The 22,265-nt window shown below is 35.5% G+C and carries 19 protein-coding genes and 1 pseudogene; 12 read left to right on the top strand and 8 right to left on the bottom strand.

The features are described 5' to 3' along the window. The first annotated feature begins 681 nt into the window (after nucleotides 1–681). The 6 genes from F6K15_RS03775 (at nucleotide 682) to F6K15_RS03750 (ending at nucleotide 5,907) form a co-directional block, all read left to right on the top strand. Entirely contained in the window at nucleotides 682–882 is a 201-nt protein-coding gene (locus tag F6K15_RS03775) for a hypothetical protein (protein WP_293057223.1), read from the top strand. Nucleotides 883–1,738: 856 nt separating this feature from the next. Continuing rightward, entirely contained in the window at nucleotides 1,739–2,269 is a 531-nt protein-coding gene (locus F6K15_RS03770) for a phosphoribosyltransferase (protein WP_293057220.1), read from the top strand. Nucleotides 2,270–3,132: 863 nt separating this feature from the next. Then, a complete protein-coding gene (locus F6K15_RS03765) occupies nucleotides 3,133–3,489 on the top strand; it encodes a hypothetical protein (protein WP_293057217.1) in 357 nt (118 codons plus the stop codon). A gap of 380 nt (nucleotides 3,490–3,869) precedes the next feature. Beyond that, nucleotides 3,870–4,148: a hypothetical protein gene (locus tag F6K15_RS03760; protein ID WP_293057215.1), complete on the top strand. Its 279-nt coding sequence runs from the start codon at nucleotides 3,870–3,872 to the stop codon at nucleotides 4,146–4,148. A 290-nt stretch (nucleotides 4,149–4,438) separates the two neighbouring features. After that, the gene (locus tag F6K15_RS03755; RefSeq protein WP_293057213.1) at nucleotides 4,439–5,308 is read left to right on the top strand and encodes a hypothetical protein; all 870 of its coding nucleotides are present in this window, start codon (nucleotides 4,439–4,441) and stop codon (nucleotides 5,306–5,308) included. 212 nt (nucleotides 5,309–5,520) lie between these two features. Further along, nucleotides 5,521–5,907 (top strand): hypothetical protein, encoded by a 387-nt coding sequence (locus tag F6K15_RS03750; protein ID WP_293057210.1) that lies wholly within the window; start codon nucleotides 5,521–5,523, stop codon nucleotides 5,905–5,907. Nucleotides 5,908–6,425: 518 nt separating this feature from the next. Here F6K15_RS03750 and F6K15_RS03745 read toward each other — a convergent pair. Both F6K15_RS03745 and F6K15_RS39000 read right to left on the bottom strand, forming a co-directional pair. Continuing rightward, complete coding sequence (locus tag F6K15_RS03745) at nucleotides 6,426–6,650, bottom strand: DUF4327 family protein (protein ID WP_293057208.1); 225 nt, start codon at nucleotides 6,648–6,650, stop codon at nucleotides 6,426–6,428. Between the two features lie 453 nt (nucleotides 6,651–7,103). Beyond that, nucleotides 7,104–7,442 carry a glycoside hydrolase family 3 N-terminal domain-containing protein gene (locus tag F6K15_RS39000; RefSeq protein WP_375341043.1) on the bottom strand — a complete coding sequence of 113 codons (339 nt, stop codon included), beginning with the start codon at nucleotides 7,440–7,442 and terminating at the stop codon, nucleotides 7,104–7,106. A gap of 2 nt (nucleotides 7,443–7,444) precedes the next feature. Between F6K15_RS39000 and F6K15_RS03735 the strand changes: the two are divergent. Beyond that, nucleotides 7,445–7,744, top strand: a pseudogene (locus F6K15_RS03735) (RNA-guided endonuclease InsQ/TnpB family protein); the annotation flags it as partial. Nucleotides 7,745–8,236: 492 nt separating this feature from the next. Here the strand turns inward: F6K15_RS03735 and rbfA are convergent. Further along, nucleotides 8,237–8,668: a 30S ribosome-binding factor RbfA gene (rbfA, locus tag F6K15_RS03730; protein WP_293057205.1), complete on the bottom strand. Its 432-nt coding sequence runs from the start codon at nucleotides 8,666–8,668 to the stop codon at nucleotides 8,237–8,239. A 1,296-nt stretch (nucleotides 8,669–9,964) separates the two neighbouring features. Here rbfA and sipA point away from each other — a divergent pair. Beyond that, nucleotides 9,965–10,261 (top strand): regulatory protein SipA, encoded by a 297-nt coding sequence (gene sipA / locus F6K15_RS03725; protein WP_293057202.1) that lies wholly within the window; start codon nucleotides 9,965–9,967, stop codon nucleotides 10,259–10,261. A gap of 2 nt (nucleotides 10,262–10,263) precedes the next feature. Here the strand turns inward: sipA and F6K15_RS03720 are convergent, their stop codons facing one another. Continuing rightward, nucleotides 10,264–10,803 carry an alpha/beta hydrolase gene (locus F6K15_RS03720; RefSeq protein WP_293057200.1) on the bottom strand — a complete coding sequence of 180 codons (540 nt, stop codon included), beginning with the start codon at nucleotides 10,801–10,803 and terminating at the stop codon, nucleotides 10,264–10,266. Between the two features lie 1,416 nt (nucleotides 10,804–12,219). Between F6K15_RS03720 and F6K15_RS03715 the strand changes: the two genes are divergently transcribed. Continuing rightward, a complete protein-coding gene (locus F6K15_RS03715; protein ID WP_293057197.1) occupies nucleotides 12,220–13,053 on the top strand; it encodes a serine protease in 834 nt (277 codons plus the stop codon). A gap of 125 nt (nucleotides 13,054–13,178) precedes the next feature. On the opposite strand, the gene F6K15_RS03710 is transcribed toward F6K15_RS03715, so the two are convergent. Next, nucleotides 13,179–13,523 (bottom strand): hypothetical protein, encoded by a 345-nt coding sequence (locus tag F6K15_RS03710; RefSeq protein ID WP_293057194.1) that lies wholly within the window; start codon nucleotides 13,521–13,523, stop codon nucleotides 13,179–13,181. Nucleotides 13,524–14,051: 528 nt separating this feature from the next. Beyond that, nucleotides 14,052–14,630, bottom strand: a complete 579-nt coding sequence (locus F6K15_RS03705) for a COP23 domain-containing protein (RefSeq protein WP_293057191.1) — start codon at nucleotides 14,628–14,630, stop codon at nucleotides 14,052–14,054. 1,651 nt (nucleotides 14,631–16,281) lie between these two features. On the opposite strand from F6K15_RS03705, the gene F6K15_RS03700 reads away from it, so the two are divergent. Further along, a complete protein-coding gene (locus tag F6K15_RS03700) occupies nucleotides 16,282–16,440 on the top strand; it encodes a hypothetical protein (protein WP_293057189.1) in 159 nt (52 codons plus the stop codon). A gap of 66 nt (nucleotides 16,441–16,506) precedes the next feature. Here F6K15_RS03700 and F6K15_RS03695 read toward each other — a convergent pair whose 3' ends face one another. Then, on the bottom strand, nucleotides 16,507–17,253 hold the full coding sequence (locus F6K15_RS03695; protein ID WP_293057186.1) for a creatininase family protein: 747 nt from the start codon (nucleotides 17,251–17,253) through the stop codon (nucleotides 16,507–16,509). Nucleotides 17,254–18,928: 1,675 nt separating this feature from the next. On the opposite strand from F6K15_RS03695, the gene F6K15_RS03690 reads away from it, so the two are divergent. Together F6K15_RS03690 and F6K15_RS03685 are read left to right on the top strand one after the other, a co-directional pair. Further along, complete coding sequence (locus F6K15_RS03690; protein ID WP_293057183.1) at nucleotides 18,929–19,111, top strand: hypothetical protein; 183 nt, start codon at nucleotides 18,929–18,931, stop codon at nucleotides 19,109–19,111. Nucleotides 19,112–19,191: 80 nt separating this feature from the next. Beyond that, nucleotides 19,192–19,932: a winged helix-turn-helix domain-containing protein gene (locus tag F6K15_RS03685; protein WP_293057180.1), complete on the top strand. Its 741-nt coding sequence runs from the start codon at nucleotides 19,192–19,194 to the stop codon at nucleotides 19,930–19,932. Nucleotides 19,933–20,692: 760 nt separating this feature from the next. Here F6K15_RS03685 and F6K15_RS03680 read toward each other — a convergent pair. Beyond that, the gene (locus F6K15_RS03680; RefSeq protein ID WP_293057177.1) at nucleotides 20,693–21,964 is read right to left on the bottom strand and encodes an exonuclease SbcCD subunit D; all 1,272 of its coding nucleotides are present in this window, start codon (nucleotides 21,962–21,964) and stop codon (nucleotides 20,693–20,695) included. Between the last annotated feature and the right edge of the window lie 301 nt (nucleotides 21,965–22,265).

The raw sequence follows: 22,265 nt of genomic DNA, 5'->3' as shown, positions 1-22,265 counted from the left end.
GCAGGGTGGGATGGCGTTTGCTATCGCAAAGCTGCGCTAACAGCGGAGCGGCTCTGTCAAGAGCGGGTCTCGGAGCTGGCCTCCAATCAACCAATAGAAAAGAGACTATTCCTGATGTCAAGCCTCCTTATTGCAGAGGTACTGATAACTGATAACTGAAATGACTGCCATATCGTACTTGAGCTTTTTGCATAATATAATAATTGATATTGATAATTACAAGATTTATAGCCCAATACAGTTTCCTACGGAATGCTGCCCAAACAGATAAGACAAAAACTCATCAGGTATGGAACCATTAAAGTAGCTCTTCAGATGACAGAACTGACAAAAAAAATCTGTAACTGAACCATATTGATTTATAGCCGATCCAGACAGTTCATTATCGCTAATATCATCTAACTTAATATCATTTTTGTATGATTTGCTTCTGACGATCAAGTTTTTTTGAAATAAAAATATAGTAATCACTGATTGCAAATTATTATGTTGTATTTTGGCACTAAAATAAAAAAAATATTATCCTTAATATATTAACTGAAAGAATTCTATTTTGACTATAGTGATATAAATCACTAATTTTTCAGATAAATATCACTTGGAGTTAAGTCATCTGTCACAATTATTTATTGTTAAATTGGAAATACTATAACTATAAATAGTATATTATGATGAACTGCTATGAACTATCAAGCCCTTTTACCAGAAGTAATAATTGCAGAGTTAGTATTCCAAGTCTATCGCTCTGGCATTTTGACTCTAGAGCACAGAAAACAACTAAGAAGTTTATTTTTATATCATAATCTGAGTGAAGAAGATACAACAGCAATTAATCGATTACTTCATGCTATTAGGCGTGGATGGCTGAAGATAGCAGATTGATACTTTGACTATTTTACTTAGCTAATAATAGAAAAATAGATATCATCAAATACACCTCTTTTCTAAATCATTGGAATATATAACATACATTTGAATAACACCAAAATTTCAGTTTGTAGAAAATTGTTATAGCATTTATGAAAATGTGAAACCAAACAAAACTTTGACCAGAAACAAAGATTTAGTGGTGGTCAAGCCTATATTGGATAACCTGCAATTAAAATCCCTAAAAAAAAGCCCAAAATCAAGAATTAGTATCTGAAAGTATTTTTGTTGAACATCTAATTAGATTAGTGAAAATATTTCGGGTAGCTCAAGAAATATTTAGATGAAATTGTCATAAATATGAGCCAATAATATTGACTATCTGTGGTATTGTCAGATTACAAATAGGTACATTTATTTTGTATAAATAAATCAGCCTTAAAAATATAAAAATTAGTTAACTTGAGATGCTATTTTTGAGCTAAATTTTAATAGCAAGTATCTATAGTGCTGATTTTATCGTACCAATTAACTATCTTGAATATTATTAGCTACATCTCCTTCAAAAAGATAGTTACAGTGTATCCTTGAGTATTTTCAGAGATGTCTATTCTTTCACAAAATATAATGCTTGAAATACAAGTGACAGTTTTAGGTAAAATTAAAATCATCCTATTTTTAGATGATACCAAATTAATATGAAGCCGCATAGAATAATATTTTATGAGAGTTGACTGTAGATCGAGATAGACAAGTGAATAAATTGCATAATTCTGTGCCACCTCAGATAAAATTGACATAACACCTAATACCTAATTCTGTGCAGCCTCACATAAAATTGGTACGATCGCTATTATTTTAAAGTTCACAAATGAGTGATATTTACATCTCTTGGCCAGAGTATCATCAAACAATTGAATATCTAGCAGCAAAGATTTATCAATCCCAATGGGAGTTCAATCAAATTGTCTGTTTAGCTAGGGGGGGAGTAAGAGTAGGAGATATTCTCTGTCGCATTTTTAGGAAACCTTTGGCAATTCTCGCTACTTTTTCCTACGGCGGTATTAAAGGTCAGGAGCGAGGTAATATTAAGGTTGGGAAAAATTTGACTATGACTACAGATACTTTAGGTAGTCATGTTTTGTTAGTTGATGACCTAGTTGATTCGGGAATTAGTATTCAAAAATCTATTGTTTGGCTACAGGATAATTATAGTCAAGAAATTCAAGAATTAAAAACGGCTGTTTTATGGTATAAAGCTTGCTCAATATTTGAGCCAAATTACTATGTTGATTATTTGACTGATAATCCTTGGATTCATCAACCGTTTGAGATATATGAACAAATGAATCCTGCTGATTTAACTTTTGCCAAGATGGGTAGTGATATTAACTTTGATTAAATACTTAATTTATTGATACCGACTGAGGGGCAAAATTTTGGCGTTGCTGAATTGAAGTATGAATGCACGATTGTTTGGTTCTCGCCTTCGCCCCCGCGCATATCCCATTCAACAAAAAGCGCAGCATCCTCTGGCTTCCCCCTTGAAAAGGGGGAAGGGAGGGGGATTAATAAAGGGGGACTTTTAGAGTTTTATTCCCCCCAATTTTGGGGGGTTAGGGGGGCAAAATTATACCCATAATCAGCAACGCCAAAATTTTTTGTACTAAGTCAAGAAATACCCAAATTAATTAAGTTAATTTCTATTTAATTAGGGATTGCTGATTAAATCTAAAAGCATTGACAGATAAAGACAAGTTCCTTTTTGGGGTCTAATTGCAGTGCAAATTTTTCAGCTTTTTATGCTCATGTATGGAGCGTATTTTAGGCTCATAGTTGGGCAGAAAAATCCCAAATTGACAATTGTTATACCAATTTCATAAAATATTGCAAAGCGTGACGACACAGCTCCGGAAGGCAACAGCTCCGGAAGGCAACAGGGAAAGAAAAACATAAATATTAAAGAGGAAAAAAGGTGAAAATTTTAGAATTTATGGAATTTATAATTTTTTCTTTTAGGAATAAATCACAAATTAAGATGTAACTACCTTTTTTGAATTTGGTATTACTTCTACCTCCTCGCTCCCGAGCCATTTCTCCAGTATAGCTGTCTCCTGTCTCCTACCCCTACTTAAAGACTAGTGAAGCGCAAACCCTAATTATTTCTGCCATTCTGCAATAGTAAATTGAGCTTGAGGTTGAGGTTGTGTGATATAGTTCTATATTGCTAAGAGTTTCTATATATTTATTTGTATTTAATTTCTTATGTCTACTTCTAAACTAACCTTGAATTTGGTAGAAGGATCTATATCTTTTGAATTTTCTCCTGAAGCTGCAAGAAATTTACAAGGTGTTATAGCTCAATTAATGCAGCAATTAAAATCTGTTGCGGCCAAAAATGCTGCTGGTATTTCTGGCAAACCAACTCCACAAAAACCTACAGAATATCAGTATACAGGAGATGTCTTTTTAGAAATATACTGCAATCCTAATATTTGGCCTAGTCCTTTTGCCGCTAAAGTTTTGATTACTTTACGAGATGAGCGGATTCGGATTACTACTGAAGCTGAACTTACTAGGCTTAATGAGGATATTAGTCAATATTTAGAGCAAGTAGGTTAAAATTTTTGGTGGTCTTAAATATGAAAGGATATTAGTTAGTATGTAAGCATTCAGCCGTCAGCCATTAGCTAGCCTCCTCCGGAGGAACTACGTTAACAGCTATTGCTTTTAGTTTAGGGTCAAAGCAATATTTAACTGTCTTACTACAAAAATTGTCTCTCTTACCCTTAAAGTAAGTTGTTAATTTAAACACTGTCCTTTAAGATAGAGTCTTGTTGCTGAAGTCCGCAGTTCCTCCTCCGGAGGCTAGCTGACAGCTAATAGCTGTTTGCACAGCATTCCGTAGGAAATGCTTACGTTAGTGTATCTCTTTAATTGTCAGGAGCTAAATGGAATTAATTATAAATAACAATGTGCATCAAGAGTATTAACTTTCAAAATTGGATAGTCAAGCGGGAGGTTCGCCCTATTATGGTCTAATAAGTTGGTATAAATATCAAATAGATTCTCATAGATTAAAAATAGCAATTCAACAAATAGTAGATAGTGTGCCAATTTTGGGAGGGAGATTGGTAAAGAAATTGTTCTCTCCATTAAAAGTTGTATGTAACCCACAAAAATCTGGTTTGGGTTTTATAGAAATTGATCTAGACGAACAGGAAATAAATCTTGATAATTTATTAGATGCAAAAACTTATTTGACATCCTCCCCGGCCTAAAGGCGCGGGGATTCCTACTAAGCCGTAGCTCCTCGGCGGGTTGACGTTTCACAGGGTGCTGCTTCCTTGGCGGTAGTCTAACGCTTCCCTCCACGTCCGTTTAGAGTTTCCGAGTGCCCCCCGGCAACTAATAACACTATAGCATATATTCAATTGACTTAACATAAAAATAAAAAGTCGCCCTACAAGGGCGAGGCTTTAAACCCAATTTTTCGGTAAACAATGAATTCAATATTCCCAAAAATTCTTCAGATGCTATTAATCAAGATACTCCATTAGTATATGTAATTTTGAATCATAATCAAAATTATTATGGTGTAACTCTGCTGGTTAATCATCTCATAGTAGATGGTGGAACATATTTTCTATTGTTAAAATATCTTTCTCAAGCATACGAAGACCCAGAATATGTTCCTAAATCTGAACCATTATTTACAATAGATTTTAATAAAATAGATGATTTTATTGCTGCAAGTTTTAAAAAATTATCATGGAAAGATAAACTTTTAAATTCAACATCTTCAATTATTTTGATATGTAAAATGCTTGTTCAAAATAAGAATAATTGGAGTTCTCTTGAATGTATCTTAACCAAAGAAAAGTTAGACTTAATTAAGAGAAAAAATCAAAATCTTGATAATCAAGAAAAAGTATATAGTACAAACGATGCTTTATTTGAATTTTTATCAGTTGTTCCTATTAAACGATTTATCTTTCCTGGTAATCTAAGATATAGAAACGTTGGCATTCCAGAAAATTATTTAGGAAATGCTGACGTTTTTGTCTCGGATTTAACTAAAGCAGAAAGCAATTATATGTTAAAACATACTGATGTGAGAAAATCCGTCAATCAATTTCCACTAATATATAGTTTGATACCTGCTTTGAATGAAGACTACATATTTCATAATTCATGGGTTAAATTACAAAATTATTCACCTAGTTTTGGTGGAAAATTAATTCTGCAAAAACTATTTGAATTTGATGATGTACCAAGAAAAGATTTATTATCATTTGCTGTAAAATATTCACTAATATACAAGTTGACAGAAAATAAATACTTCTTGATGTATATCAATTTAAAAAATGTTGTTTCGCAAGTTGAAAAGAAGTTAAGAAATTTTGGTGTAGAAGAGATGATTATTAAAGCACTTTCATAAAGTAGATAATAATCACAAATTGCTTCTGCTTCAAAAATCAATTAGCCTTTAAATTTCTAGTTATTCAGATTAAAAAAATCTAGTTCCAGCTAAAAATATTCTCAAATAACTTTGTCACTTGCTTCTATCCGCGTTATATTATCCAGTACAGTCTATTTCTCAATCTGTAATCAGAGAGAAATTGTCATTTGATATTGAATTAACTTACACTTATGAATCCTGATAATCTGACCCAAATAATACAAAAAGGATTTCGTGTCACTCTAGGTGCAACTTCCTTTTTAATAGAAACTGTGCAAGACTCTACTAAGCGAGATGAAAATTTGAATAAATTAAGTACTGATTTCAATCAACTAACTGAGGAATGGGCTGATAGAGGAGAGATGACTGAGCAAGAAGCTAGGAACTTTGTTGATACAATTTTGAACCAACAAAATAGTCAGCTCAATACTGATAGTACAACCGTTTCTTCAAGTCCTACTTCTGCTTCTGGTTTTGCATCATCAGACGTACAAGAAGATTTGCTGGAGCTAACTCAAGAAATCGCCAATCTACGAGCTGATTTACAGAAGCTTCAGGAGTCAAACTCTCAAAACTAATCATACATGACAATATCTACTTTTGGATAAATCTTAGTCCTTTATCCAGCTATTAAAAAGTATTTGATCTCAACATTGGTTGAAGACCCACCCTCAGGAAAGCACGGGAGCGCCGGGATTTTTGCGTAGCATGACCCAGGAAAAACCAATCAATTTTGTGGTTTTGCCAAAGCGTGTGTTAGAATAGATAAGGCTTCTGGGCTAGCAGTGTCTAGGGGAGCCTTCATGTTAGCGACGTACTGTGGAGCGACCATAAGACCGGAAAGAGGCAAAGGCCTTGGAGGTAGGTGCATTGTTTTGCTAGGGCATAACTATCGTTAACCCTTCACGACATATTTGCGCAACATGACCTAGGAAAAAGCGCAGCTCTTCTGTCAAGAGGCAGCAGACAGCCACTATCAGCGATAGTTAAGAATCCCGCTTGGGCGACAAAGCGCAACGTCGGGAGGATGTCAAAAATAGGATAAATTACAAAACCTAACCCAGCTAATAGTCCAATTTAGCTGAGTTAGTTTTTTTTAGTCGTTTTCCCATTTTTCATTACCTATTAGGTCAGCAATTCGGTCTCTAAGTAGAAAGTTACATTTTTCTAACTCATCTTCTACACAAGCCCATTCTCTGATAGGAATGTATTGGCAGAGAGTATAAATAGGTTGCTGACGTCCAAGGACTCCTTTTTGTACAAGTTCTTGTGCTTCATCCCTGATGATGTCTAAAGAATATTGAACTGTAGTGTAAGTCATAGTCACCCTTTTCTTTTTGCGTAGTTTTTAGTAATTTTCGGCGCTATTAATAATATAGAACAAAAATCCGGATTATGAATGTTAATTTTTTCAGTATACAGAGTTACAATTTGTTATGTTCTTTTGATAAGAATTCTAAAAGTCATAGAACCAAAACATTTCTTTTCGTGTTGGTCTAAATTGCAACTATGTACTATGAAATATGATCTACAAAGTCACTAATTGAGGATTTCTCTAGCCTCTTCACCTTAAATAATCGTCTCCGATTATCATTTTTATGTTTTTTTGTCAATAGTCAGGCTAGTTCTTTTAGATTTTAGAGAAATACTTGTAGATTTGTAAATTTTTAAGTATTGTGAATTTGCAAATTTTTAAAGAAAAGCTTTAAAGCGATCGCCAGGGCTTTCGGCATTTGTCCATAACAAAAAACATTAAGGTATATCTGATCACATTTCACAGGAAAACTGTTTCAATGTATACTGATCTACCGTATATGATGAGACCCTGTAATTCACCATTTATTAATAATTTTTTAATTAAATCCTGCGATGCTTGTGTTAAACTAGCTATTTTACTATCCGTAATATTTCCCATAATTTCAGCATACTCTATAGCTTTTTTGAGATTTGTTTGAGTAATAGCAGCGATCGCCATTGGTGGAGGAAACCAAGTTGCCCCGGCGAACCTTTGACCTACTCCCTCCTCAATATCAGCAGCCAAAAGTAGAGGAATTTTTGCCCAAGACTTAAACTGTTGGATACGAGTTGCCAAATCTATAGCGTTGTTGCTCAAGCGAAGATTTGAATGTTAGCGGTATGTTTCGCTGCGCGACATGAAAAGCTAACCATAAGCTAGCTAAATCAATTAGCAGACAGTGCTTTTATGAGTTTCGGAGACAGCTCGAATATAAAACACGATGGCACGGTTCTAAATTAGTAGCAGTTGATAGGTTTTTTCCATCATCAAAAACTTGCAGTAGGTGTGGTCATGTTCAAGATATGCCGTTAAGCCTGAGAACTTATGATTGCCCTGACTGTGGCTTGTCAATAGATCGAGATTTAAACGCAAGTATAAAGAGCGACAGATGCGGTCGGCTCGACCGTGAATGCCTGTGGATGAGCAACCGCCGACGGCCTCACAAGAAGCAGGAAGTAAACCTCAAGTTGTCACACTATGTGACGCTTTGTATCAGTTTTATAGAGCAGGTTCCCAGTCTGGATCAGGAATTTGATTGTCAAACAGGTTGCCGGAAGCTCTAACTACAAGCATCTGAGCGACTTTTTCTGCTAAATTCATAGTAAGGGTGACGAGTATTGTAGAAATGAATGGGTAATTAACAGCCTTCTCTTGACGGAGACGCTGCGCGAACGGCTGGAAGTTAGTCCTCAGGAAGACCGAGTTAGTAGAATGTTTTTGCGAATGCTCCGATAAGCTGGCTCCTGGCACCGAAGCCTTATGGGGTATAAATTCCCACCGTCACCCGTGGTGTCTACAATTGTTTGGGTTTGTAGACACGAAGTGGCCGGTCGTTGACTATCCCCATGCAATTGATTCTGTCTCCTGTCTTCTGTCTCCTGACTCTTTCTTCAATCTATTCCGTCTGAAGTAAGTTTTCCTATATTCTGAGAATCTGATTCTGTAGGATTTTCAGTTGCCTGTTGTTGACGTTCTTCAGAAAGCTGGTTTAAAAGTGATATTATTTGAGTCCCACGTTCTAGAGAGCGGTCTTCGACAAACATAACTTCTGGAGTCCTACGCAGACGTATCCTATGACCCAACTCACTCCGGACATAACCAGTAGCAGATTTTAGACCTTCCATAGTTTGGAATCTTACTTCCTCAGAACCATAGATACTGACAAATATTTTAGCGTGTTGTAAATCTCCAGAAACATCTACGTCTGTGATGCTGACCATACCAATACCTACACGGTCATCTTTGATGTCATGGAGCAACATCTGGCTGACTTCCCGCTTTATTAAAGAAGCAACCCGGGAAATGCGGCGATCTGTAGCCATGATCATTACCCCCTACAATTTAATACTTAACTATACTATTCTAATAGTTCTGTATAACTTTTACGATACTTCTGATAAACTTATGGCAGCTTTGGAGAATGAAGTTGATTAATACCCAGGCTATAGTTTTTTGATTTTGAATTTTTTATTCATTAGGCATTAGTAAGGATATTGTATGGAATGTTTGGCGTTGCTCAAGTGGGGGTATGATTTTCTTGCTTAGGGAGTAGTTAAACAATTAATAATTAATAATTAATAATTAACAATTATATCATGTCCGGTAGCATCGGTATTGTATAGCTAAGGTAAGGAAGAAGGAAGAGAGAATAGGGAAGAAGTAGGAATGCTTAAGAGCAAGAAAAAAACTTAAATTTCCAGACATTCACCCTTGGGTTTACACAAACGCGCCCCAACGGACATGATATTACCTCTCCTTGAAAAACGGATAGGATTGACTCAAAGGAAAAATTTTCCTTGTTTCTCCTTTAAAGGAGAGGATTTTTACCTTAATTATTCGGTAATGAAAGAGATTGACTTCTCACCCGACTGAAGTACGGGTGATTCTAAGGAGTTGTTCCAAATCGGTTTAAAAACACGATTCGTCACACCTACTAGCTGTCACTGGACTTAATCTTCCCAGTGGTAGCAGTCAAAAACCACCTACAGACTCAGATATGCTGACAAAAATGCCACACACATTGCCTTTACTTTTTTAGTTTTATTTTCAGAGTGGTTTTACTCAAGTCAGAGCCATAAATCCCTATCTCTGCTGCCTACTTGCCTGTGCCAAGCGTCTTAATAGAACAGTGCTACTAGTTTCTTACTGGCGGGAGTTTCACCCCTACAAGCATTGAGTCTATGGGACAAACCTTGTTCCTACTCGTATTCATTAACATTATTCCACATTTTGGGATACTTGGGAATAAATTCCCACAACTTGTTTTCATCCAAGGGCTAAAGCCACTTGGCTTTCAACTGCACGTTTTTTTTGTAAATATTTATAATTCCTATCTAAATTATGCAACGCCCAATTTTATATAAAGACGGAAAAAAATGCGTAAGTAAACGTATAGTAGATTTATATACTATTGGATGATTAATTAGTGCTAATTAATCAGCTCTTTAGTATTTTGATTGTTCAAATTCTGATTATAGCAGTCGAAGGAAAGGGCGCGGACAAATCAAAAGCTTAAAACTCAGATAACGTCAGATTTTTCCTTATCCTTTCTTCCTTCTTCTTTCCTCCTTCTGCTATATCAACTTATTTGCAAACCGCTATATTTGGGGTGATTAAAAATGGAGAAAGAATTTTTTATTGGTCAGAAAGTAAGGTTAGCTATTAAACCACCATACATTAAAACTGCTGAATCAATGCCGATATTACGTCCCCCTGATATTGTACGTTTGGGTGAAGTAGGAACTGTTTTGAGTCACAAACCAGGAAATTATTGGGCTGTTCGTTTTGAGAAAGGAGCATTTCTCATAGATAGTCAATATATAGAAGCTGCGACAGTTGATGCTGAAACTGCCCAGCCACATCATAATATTGAAGAAGATACTGCTAAAATCAGTCCACCTTCAGATCAATTGTAGACTTATCTGAGAAGTTCTTCCAGATTACCAATAGTTCCTTTAACTTTGTCTACGATTTCATTAATTTTACCTACATCTATGTGCATTTCTTCCGTAGGATATTTTTCTAGAACTTCCAGGACTGATATTCGATTGTCATCTGCTGCTGCTAAGATTATGGAAGAACGTAAGGCTTTGTCGCTTTCGTAATTGTGTCTTGTCTGAACTACTTCCGCAATACCTTTGGTTACATTTTGGCCAAGGTTACTATAAAGCACTTTGGCTAAGTTACTAACATTAGCTCCTACTTCTAATGTCATTAAGCCACGAACTGTATTAGGATTAATTTTCGATATTCCGAGAGCTTGGGAAATTGTTTTGGTAGTTTTGCCCGTTTCTGCAAATACTCGCAGGTCCTTGACTTTGATTGATGCTCTTATTGGGCCAACTAGATTTATTACTATTTTTTGTGTGGCGATCGCGCTTTGAGAAGAGAGTATCACTCCAGCGATCGCTCCTAAGACAATTAATGGACTACGAGATAGCATATTTGGTAATTGCATATTTAGTTTTCAATTATATTTTAATCTAAGCAATTGAATACACATTTCTGGATGGTTTGTCAATCTATAGTATGATCTTTAATTCTCATATTTATTTTTTGTTTGTAAGCATTTCTGCGCAAACAGTCGTCAGCTATTAGCTAGCCTTATAAAGTCCGCAGTTCGGACTTGAGCTATTAATTTTGCGGAAAGTCATTTCAGTTATCAGTTAGCTTCCTCGGGAGGAAATGTGGACTTCAGTACCTCTGCAATAAGGAGGCTATGAAAATAAGGAATTCTCTTTTTTTTTATCCCCTTAAAAGGGAAGGCACATACCCAGAATTTTTCGGTAAAAGCAACCTTTGAAATTGATGCAAAATAAAAGTTACTGCCAAAGTCTGCGGACTAAACTTTAGAAGTAATTATTCATTAGGCATAGGCGTGAAAATAAACTTGCCCTTTATTTGCTATAAACTAGAGTTTAATCACTCAAAAAATCATTTTCCGTATTTTTTTCCTAAAAACATCTTCCTTATTCCCTGCTCCCTACTTTTAGAGAAAGTCTATATCTTTTTCAAGCCTATGTCTATTACTAATTGCTTTTTGCGTAGAATTCCAAAGGAAGCGCTGACTGCTTATAGCTGTTTGCATTTGTATAGCATCCCGCAGGAAATGATTACTAAGATGTTTTTATAGATGTCATTTCATATTAATAATCATGGATTAAATCGGAGGATAATTCTCTTTTTCTGGGATTTATTTTGACGATTTTTTTATTGACAAAAGTCTTGACTTAGTTTTGAATAAAATTCAATTTATTATGGCTGTTTTTTATTAAGCGATCGCTCCTACTTTACTCTTCCTGAGAATTTTTTTTGATAATCACTACATACAATTATCATTAAAGGCCAAATAAAAGCCTGGCCAAAAAAATTGACAAATTTTTATTCTGATAATGTGTTTTTGTTACCGCTATAGTGTAGAATACCGAATCAGTTCTTCACAGTCATTTTGGCTTGATAAATAGAACTTAGGCTATGGCTACATTACTACATATAGTTATCATTAAAGGCCAAATAAAAGCCTGACCAAAAAAATTGACAAATTTTTATTCTGATAATGTGTTTTTGTTACCGCTATAGTGTAGAATACCGAATCAGTTCTTCACAGTCATTTTGGCTTGATAAATAGAACTTAGGCTATGGCTACATTACTACGTTAAAAGTGACGGAGCTGAACTTAATCGATACATATACCTACTTTTGATTGAAGTAATTAATTAAATTACTTAACAACAATTCATGTGTTGAAAAAATCAGAAGCGATCTCTAGCACTAACCAATGTGTGAGATAGTCACCACACTTTCAAATTTCTTGAAATAGATTGGGTGGTATCAGTGGAATTTAAGTATTTTTTTTTGAGAAAGTATTAATAAAATGAAAAATAATAAATCAATATTCAACTTAAGTAGTAAAATTTTGGGAGCTTCATTATTTTGTCTCACCACATTTGTACCTGGTGCTTACTCTCAAACCAGTGTAGAAAATTCAGCTTATTATACAAAACCAAGTGAAGTAGATTTACAACAACTTCCATCATTAGTATCTAATATTGCCCAACAAGTTACTGTGAGAATTTTTACAGACAATAGTGCTGGTTCTGGAGTAATTATTAAACGGCAAGGTAATACCTACACTGTTGTTACTAATCATCATGTAATTGACAATAACTCTAATAAACTTTACCCAATTATGAGTGGAGATGGGATGACTCATCAAGCCACCCTAGTTTCATCTCCTCAAATAGGCAACCTGGACGTAGCATTATTGCAATTTACTAGCGATCGCCCTTATCAAGTTGTAGAAATTGCCAACAGTAATCTACTTTCAGTAGGAGAAACTGTGATTGCGGCAGGTTTTCCCAATTGGCATCAACCAAACTCCTCAGAAATGAGTAGTACCCGTAGTTGGGGTAGTCGTGCTTTTCAGTTAACTTTAGGAGCTGTAAAAATGTTACCCAGTCGCACCCTCAGCCAAGGATATCAATTAGGTTATACCAATGATATTAAAAGTGGCATGAGTGGTGGACCAATTTTAAACAGTAAAGGTCAGTTAATTGGTATTAACGGACGTTCAAAATATCCCATTGCTGGAATTGGAGCATTTAATTTTACAGATGGTTCTCAACCATCTGTTGACCAGTTCAAAAAAATGGAATCTCTAAGTTGGGGTATTCCAGTTTCTAGAATTATCACAGAAAAGAGGCAGTAGGCAGTAGGCAGTAGGGAACCCACCCCTAACCCCTCCAAGGAGGGGAAGAATTGATCTATCTAGTGTGATAATTGATTTGATTTTTTATTATCACACCTATGTCTATTAACTAAAAGCTCAAGCTCCTAAAATTCTACAGACAAAGAGTCCCACTTTTCATCAAACCATTGTTTCTCGCTTTTCCATTTAGGGTCTCTACTTTTCCGCATTTGGAGATTAATGCTCTTGGTGACATCATCTAGTGCATTTCTAGATAATCCATGTCTACCTCTATTAGTAGATTGTTGAGTTAAACTCGTACTTCTATCCTTGGGCAAACTATTAGCACTGGTACTCAACAATTGTTCTGAGGAACCTGTAACATTCGTTACTGACTTTTCTTGAGATTTTGCAGGAGTAGCACTTAAGCTAACAGCACAAAACATTGTTAATGTTGCAGTAAATAAAGTTTTAGTAGTTGTAACTTTCATTTTTTTCCTCTTGACAATTGATTGAGATACTTTGGGTAAACAAATTCACGCTAAAGCGTTATTTTATTATCCCATTAATTAACTACAATTAACTACTTTTTTAGAGGTTACTTAATTTAGAAAGTATAATTTTGAGAATGAAATTAGAAATTAATTCATAAAGTAGTTAAAACAGACACAAACTTAGAGAAAACTAAGCCATTAGTGCCTGAGAAAATCTTCTACAGATTTTAATTGGATATTTCCTATTTATTATAGTTTGAATTGAGAAGAGAAACTTATTTTCAACTAGCCTTTTCTCAAAATTATCCAATTTAAATAATTCAGTAACTAGAGAGTTCAGAAATAAGGAATGAAGAGGGGAATTTTATTTGCTTACTTATCAAAATAATTGAGTCTAAAGCCCAGCCTTTTAAGGCGAAATTTTTTTTGGGGGGGGGTTGCTCAAGATCCCCGTTACAAAAACAACTTCTGACTTCTGACTTCTGACTTTGTTATCCCCTCAACATCTCTACTAAAACCATTTACTTATTCGTAGATAGGTTCGTCACTAGCAGTACCTTGTCCGAAATCTTTAAATTGAGTGATAATCTCTTCTGATTTATCACGATTTCCTGGCTTTAATGTAAATACTACATTATCGAAGCTAGGCTCTTCTTCTGGAGAAACATAAACTACTTGCTCATAGTTTACAACTCCAATATTACTGATATCTGCAAAAGTTTCCATTCCCAGGGCATAAGCAAGGTTAGTTAGACGAGTGCTAACAGATTGACAACGACGGTCAGGAGTATAAGCACCTTTGGGATGATCGGAAGAGAGAGTTGCAGTCCACACAATCATTGGTTTAGAGGAAACTTGAATAACTTCTCGTTTTACTAGGGGATATCCACCTAAAAGTCCAGGCTCACTTGTATCCCGTGTTTCACGAACTATTTGAGGAACAGTAGCATATTGATTTTCTGCAGCATTCATTGAAACACAAGTAAATACTACTTTGTCAGTAGTTTCTAATTGTTCTGCTTTGGCTTCTGATTGAGGTATGAAACCCCAGAGACCAACGGTTGCTAAGACACCTACTAGGGAAACTTTTAATTGGTTGTTCACAATCTTGACCTCTGAAACTTAATATCTACATTTGAGAGAGAAGTTATTTGTTTTTCTCCATACTTTTACGGTAGAGGAATTACTTATTCTTGTCAGTAAGAATAAAGTAATCTTTCAAAACATACTTTTTAGGTAAGAAGTGATAAAAAAGTAATATTATTAGCTTTTTGTCTATTATTTTACTGATTTTATGTATCGATTTTGCTAGATATAATTGATTAGTTTATGAGTTATATACTAACTCAAATTTCAGTTTTTGCAACCCTCAATATCTAAATTTAGATCGTAATTTAAACTAGGTAAAGGTTTGAAGTAGAAAATTATATAAATTAAATGTACTTTAAGTAGGGTTTGCGCTTCACTAGTCTTTTAGTAGGAGTAGGAGACAGGTAGACAGCTATACTGGAGACAACCCACCCCTAACCCCTCCCAGGAGGGGAGAAATGGGAATGAACGAGGAGGTAGGAGCTAAGTTTTGTCCCTTAATTTTTCTGCCCAACTATGAGCCTAAAATACGTTCCATGCATGAGCACCAACAGCTGAAACAGGCGCACTTTTTTCGCCCCCAAAAAGGCACTTGTCTTTATCTGTCAATGCTTTTAGATTTAATCAGCAAGCCTTAAGTAATATCATGCCCGGTTAAATACTTATAAATAACGACAGAGGCGTCATAAGTTATAAGTTATAAGTCAGGAGTCAGGAGGAAATAAAGAAGAAAGTTTTTGGCATTGCACAGCGACGAATGATTTGAGATTTTTGATTGAATTGAATTGTTGGCGTTGGTAATTTGAGGTATGATACCATGCCCGGATAAGAGCGCGATAGAACTCCGTGACCTTTATGCTCCCCGAAAAACTTTATCTTTCTACTCGGGGTTTCAACTTCATTCTTCCCCTCCTGGGAGGGGCGAGGGGTGGGTTGACTCCTGACTCCTGACTCCTGACTCCTCAAGAATTAAGATTCATATCATACACGCGCTTTACCAACGCCGAATTGTTGATTAATCAATTGCTAGAATGATTAATTAATGGTTATTTTTAGTCAAAGTCTAAACTAATTTTTGGCAATATCATTCCATAATGTGCAACCCCAAGTTTTTTATCACGCTATTAAGCGGACATGATATAGCGCTACGCGCAAGTCAGAAGTTAGAAGTAATTCCTGATGCTTGTTTGAGTGTTTATAATTGCCCTAACCTATTTGCGTAGTGCTATGTAATATTATTTCTCAAAAAGAATGCAAGACTTCAATGATTAAGTAATTAGTAGAATTCAATCAAGTTTTGAGCGATTATTAGACATCTCCTCGAAAAGAAGGAATAGGGATAAATAAAGGAATAGGGATAAATAATTGAAAGTTGATGGTAGTGCATAGTAACCCACATTCCGCACTTCAATTTGTAACATAAAAATTAGTATAAAATCCGTAGCTTGCTTAGGTATTTATACTATATAAATTATCTTTATTTACCTTGATCGGCAGTCAAATTCTCAGTTAAATATTAAGCAGAAATACTGACTGAATCCTTGACTCCTATTGACCACTATAATTTTCTTCTTACTTCTTACTTCTTACTTCTGATTTCTTACTTATTACTTCTGATTTCTTACTTTTGACTTATTTCTGACTTTTGACTTTTGACTTTTAACTTATGTTTTTATGCTACATTTTGTGGTGCGGAATGTGCATAGTAATGGTAGAAAGAGTGTGGGGAGTATGGGAAGAAATGAAAAAATATATATCTTCACAGGTTGGTGACCAGGACTACCAAAAAATTTTCCATCTGAGCGTCATTGCCAAATCTTTCTAAATTCTCTTCCTTCCTTGCCTCCTGACTCCTGACTCCTGACTCCTGACTCCTGGCTCCTTCTTCTTCCTAGTGACTATTCACAAACTGCAAGTAAGAATTACTCAGTTCCTTTACTGCCAACTCATAAAACTGCTTACCATGTTCAGGGGTTGCTAATGCAGGGTTTGAACCCATCCGACCATCAGGATATCGGTAACGGAAATTAGCAGCACCATATATGGGATAACCACTAGCTACATCTTCTGAAAGTGGTGCTACTTTAATTGCTTCTGGGTAAACATACTGAGTTAAAGCTACTTCACTCGGTGTAGCGTGAGAACCTTCCTCATTGCCATACAATTCTTTAGCTAATTTATAAACTGAGCCACACATAAACCAATTTCCTACCTTGCACTTGACCAACTCCCCATTAGCCATATTTAGATCGGCCAAATGAGCATAAGTTTCTGAGAAGGCAGCCTTAAGAGTCGCAATATTGCCTCCGTGGCCATTGATAAAGAAAAATTTGGTAAACCCAGACCTAGTTAAACAAACTATATAGTCACGAATTACTTGAATCATCGTACTAGGTCGCAGACTGATTGTACCTGGGAAACCTGTATGATGTAATGCCATACCTACATTAATCGTCGGTCCGACTAATGCTCCTACTGTTTCTCCCACACCCTTAGATATAACTTCTGCACAAATAGCATCTGTGCCAATCAACCCTGTTGGTCCATGCTGCTCCGTAGAACCTATTGGCAGAATAATACCTTGAGATTGACTCAGATAAGTTTCGACTTCAGACCAGGTACTTAATTGTAGTAGCATTTTTTAATTATTTATACTTTTGATATTGAATATAAGTAGAAAAATTAATCTAACTTTAAATAGGGATTAACCTTTTAACTAGCTATCAGCTATTAGCACTTCAACTATCAGTCTAAAAAGGTAGTGTAGCCGATAATAGTATTTGGCAAGAAGAGCATTCCGGAACGGAAAAGCTTGGGTTGTTTGTCCCCGACTTCTAGCTCATTCCCTTTCAATGGCGGAATGCTTTGTGCGTTTGCAAAGCTGACTCCTAAATATACCCTAAATTTCTCAATCTTTACATTTCAATGATTAAAAACTGTTCCGGAACACAAAGGGGATGTTTTATCCATAAATTTCTCAATCTTTAATTTCAATGGTTCAAAACTGTTTCGGAACACAAAGGGGATGTTTTATCCATAAATTTCTCAATCTTTAATTTCCATGATTAAAAACTGTTCCGGAACACAAAGGGGATGTTTTATCCATAAATTTCTCAATCTTTAATTTCAATGGTTCAAAACTGTTCCGGAACACAAAGGGGATGTTTTATCCATAAATTTCTCAATCTTTAATTTCAATGGTTCAAAACTGTTCCGGAACACAAAGGGGATGTTTTATCCATAAATTTCTCAATCTTTACATTTCAATGGTTCAAAACTGTTCCGGAACACAAAGGGGATGTTTTATCCATAAATTTCTCAATCTTTACATTTCAATGGTTCAAAACTGTTCCGGAACACAAAGGGGATGTTTTATCCCTAAATTTCTCAATCTTTACATTTCAATGGTTCAAAACTGTTCCGGAACACAAAGGGGATGTTTTATCCATAAATTTCTCAATCTTTAATTTCAATGTTTCAAAACTGTTCCGGAACACAAAGGGGATGTTTTATCCATAAATTTCTCAATCTTTAATTTCAATGTTTCAAAACTGTTCCGGAACACAAAGGGGATGTTTTACTCCTCCTAAAATTAAAGGAGTGGGGGAGTAGGGGAGTGGGAGAGATTAGAGTAGGGGTGATTCGCGAATCGCCCCTACAGGATAAACGAGGAATTATAGAAAAGATAGCCGGAACAATTATAAGAGTGATTTTTTTGCTATTTCCCTGCCTTTTATCCCACATTCCGCACCACAAAATGTAGTATAGAATCAGGAGTCACCAGACAGCTATACTGGAGACAGAATTTTATCAGAAAATCATAGCTGCCGCGATTGAGTACACGATCAAGTAAGTGTTTATACTCAATTATTTACTCGGAATTTGATCTACTAAAAAAGTAATTGAGATGATTTGCTGATGATAAATATCTACCAAGCTACGGATTGATATACTACTTTTAATGATACGCCCTTGAAGTGCGTGTGGGTGGGTTTTATACTAACTTTTTGAGGGTTTTCCACAGAAAACCAGGGGCTTTTTTCGATCCTTTAAATAAAAGCTAAAAAAATTATCTATCAATGCTTTGAGATTTAATCAGCAATCCCTAATTATATGTACAAATTTTTCGGCTGATAGCTGTTAACGTAGTTCCTCCGTAGGAGGTTAGCTAATAGCTAATAGGTAGTTAATCTCATGAAAAAATAATTTAACCTTTTGATAACCTTGAGTTAACTTTTGTTTAACCTATTAGACATAATATGAGGACATCCAAGTTTTGTATCCAGCACAACAATGGAATATGGAAGTGGGCAATGCTTACTAACTTGATACCTCTCCCAAAAAACGACCAATGGCCTGACTATAGAGCAGGCCCCGCTATTACTACTATTAGTATAGCAACAGCAATATTTCAAAGTCAGAATGCGTTGTATGAATGGATAAAAAAACCAGTGCTTTTAGCTGTTGGATGGTTGAGCATTAATGAAGTTAATTAGCTACAAAATTAGCGATCGCCTAAATTTTCACTTCAGGCAACATTAATGATTTACTGTCAAATACATCAAAAGCGATATTTATGTTTTCCCCCGATCTAAGCGAAAGTCTTTTAAAGTCTGGCGTGAGAATAACTAGCAAAGTTTTGCTATTAGAATCTGAAGAGCTATTTCGGGATATGTTAGCCTTAGCTCTAGAAGAACAAAGTTGTGAAGTAGTTATTGCTCCAGACGGACGTAGTGTAATTCCTACGGTTCAGAATTATTCATCCATTCAAAGTGAACCTTCTTTCAATCTTCTAATTCTTGACTCAATTAATGGTCTAGACATATGCCGGATGTTAAGACATCAAGGTAATTCTATACCAATCATGATTTTAGGAGCAAGAGGCAGTGCAAATAATTGTGCTTTCTATTTAGAAGCTGGAGCGGATGATTATTTGACTAAACCTTTTGGGATGCGGGAATTTATGGCTCGTTGTCGGTCTCTGATGCGTCGCCAACGTCTAGGTCAACTGCCTCAACCAATTATGCTTCAGTACAAAGATATAGTTCTTTATCCAGAAGAGTGTCGAGTAACTGTTAGAGGTCAAGAAGTGAAAATTTCCCCCAAACAATTTCGCTTACTTGAGCTATTTATGAGTTATCCACGCAGAGTTTGGTCTCGCGAACAATTATTAGAACAAGTTTGGGGGCCAGATTTTATTGGGGATAGTAAAACTGTAGATGTTCATATTCGTTGGTTACGGGAAAAACTAGAGTTAAATCCTAGTAAACCAGAATATGTTGTTACAGTTAGAGGTTTTGGATATAGATTTGGTTAATTTACAGCAGTTTTCATTAACATAGAATACAAAGATTTTGGCTTAAAGGCAGAAGGCAGAAGGCAGAAGTTTTGTTGTCTACCTTTGTGAAAACCACTGTAATTATTTGAATAACTGAGAATTGTTTAGTTAGAAGATTATTTAATGATTTTTTCTAACTCCAATTTTCAGTTGTATAGCAGAAGAAAGAAGGAAGAAGGAAGAAGGAAAAATATTGCATTGCCTGAGTTTTAAGCTTTTGATATGTTTCCACCCTTTGCTTCAAATGTTATATCGCAATTAGTCTGAAGCTTTAGTAAAAGTGAGGAAAAAGGAAGAATATAGCCAGGAAGGAGTTGGTTAGGACATAGGGCGTTATACCAAATTCAAAAAAGGTAGTTACATCTTAATTGGTGATTTGTTCCTAAAAGAAAAAATCATAAATTCCATAAATTATAAATTTTTCACCTTTTTTACTCTTTTTTATTATGTTTTTATTTCCCTGTTCCCTGTTTATTGTGTCGTCACTGTAGTAATATTTTATGAAATTGGTATTACTGAATCAAGGTATGAAAATAAAAATTGAACAATCTCAAATATTTGTTATTCAATAGTTTAGCAACTACCAAAAAATACAAATCATACCCACGCATCAGCAACGCCAGACATAGATTAATAGACATCTCCAATAATAAAAAATAAAATGAATTATTCCACAGAAATTATCAATTATTTCCCCCTACTCCCTACTCCCTACTCCCTATTCCCTATTCCCTATTCCCTATTCCCTAAACAAACTTAACTGACTCTCTGAATTTTCTGCCGACAAATCTACTCCATCTGATAGTAATTTAGCAGCAGCTTCTAACATTTCTTCCTGAATATCTTGAATATCTTCCCTACTTTCTAAATAAGTTTTTAATGCTTTTAACGGATCGATACTATTACCTTTTGCCAATTCTGGTAAACGGGGTCTTGCTAACTGACTGACTAATTCTGGTTGAATAGTATAAGTATGTGCCTCACTTAAAGCTTGATGTAATACTCCATTATCAATCAAATCTAACTGCTCGGAACGTAACTGATAAATTAACCGCACTACAGCATCTTTTATATGAGTTTTACTAATAGCTTTTAACAATTCAGCTTGTGGATTTTCTGCTTCGGAAACATTAACCTTAATAGTATAAAAATTTCGCACAGGCAAAGAACAAAATTCCCATTTAACTGCGCCTTTTTCTAATTCAAGTAAAACAAAACCTTTCTCTTCTTTTTCTTCACTAAAATCTACTCTTTCAATACTTCCCGGATAAATAATTGGTGGATTATTAGACTTATTCAAATTTTGATGTTTATGAACATGACCCAAAGCTACATAATCAAAACAATCACGGTTTAACAAAGAAACAGGAATATTAAAACCCTTACCCACAGCTAAAAAACGTTCTGCACCTAAACTCGCCCTATCTGCCATTAAATGAGCTAAAAGTACCGTCGGAATTTCTGGATTTAATTTGCGAACTTCTCCTTCTAATACCAACTTCAATTTTTCAATTAATAACTCATTCACTTTACCCATTGATAAACTTTCAGTCTCAGATTTTGTCATCAAACTAGAAGCAGTTAACCAAGGCAAAGTAATAATCTGAATAGCACCACTTTTAGTTTGAATATTGTGAGTTTCTAAGCGATCGCCTACCACTACTCCGGGCACTCCTAAAGTACTATAAATACCTAAACTTGCTCCTCCTTGACCTTGGGAATGTTGGTCGTGATTTCCTACTAATAATACTGTGGGAATTTTAGCATCTACTAAACGGCGTAATTCGCGAGAAAAAGCTTGTTTTATGTATGGCGCGGGAGTAGCATCTGGAAAAGCATCTCCACCGAATAATACTAAATCGACTGGTTCGGAAATTGCTTTATCTATACAAAGTTTTAGACTGGAAATAAAGTCTTCGAGGCGAGTATTTAGACCTGTTTTTGGGTTGATACGACCGTGGGAAAAACCACTACCAATATGAATGTCGGAAAGATGGATAATTTTTATCATTTTGTTGTGGTTTTGTTTGTTTTAGGGAGTAGTAATTTGGCAAAGCCGTTTTTTTATGAGCTTCAGAGAATGAAAATATTGATGGCTTTCTAGTGAGTTTGACATCCTCCCCGGCCTAAAGGCACGGGGATTCCTACCGAGCCGTAGCTCCTCGGTGGGTTGACACTTCATTGACTGCTGCTACTTTTGCAGTAGTCTTACGCTTGCCTCCACGTCCGTTTAGTGTCTCGGACTGCCCGCCCGCGACTAATATATTTATGGCTGCATTCTCGTCTAAGAACATGTTTTGCACCGCAGTTGA

The sequence above is a fragment of the Okeania sp. SIO2B3 genome (assembly GCF_010672525.1).
Classification (GTDB): domain Bacteria; phylum Cyanobacteriota; class Cyanobacteriia; order Cyanobacteriales; family Microcoleaceae; genus Okeania.
The sequence above is the reverse complement of the archived record's forward strand: the minus strand, read 5'-3'. Positions and strand labels throughout refer to the sequence as shown.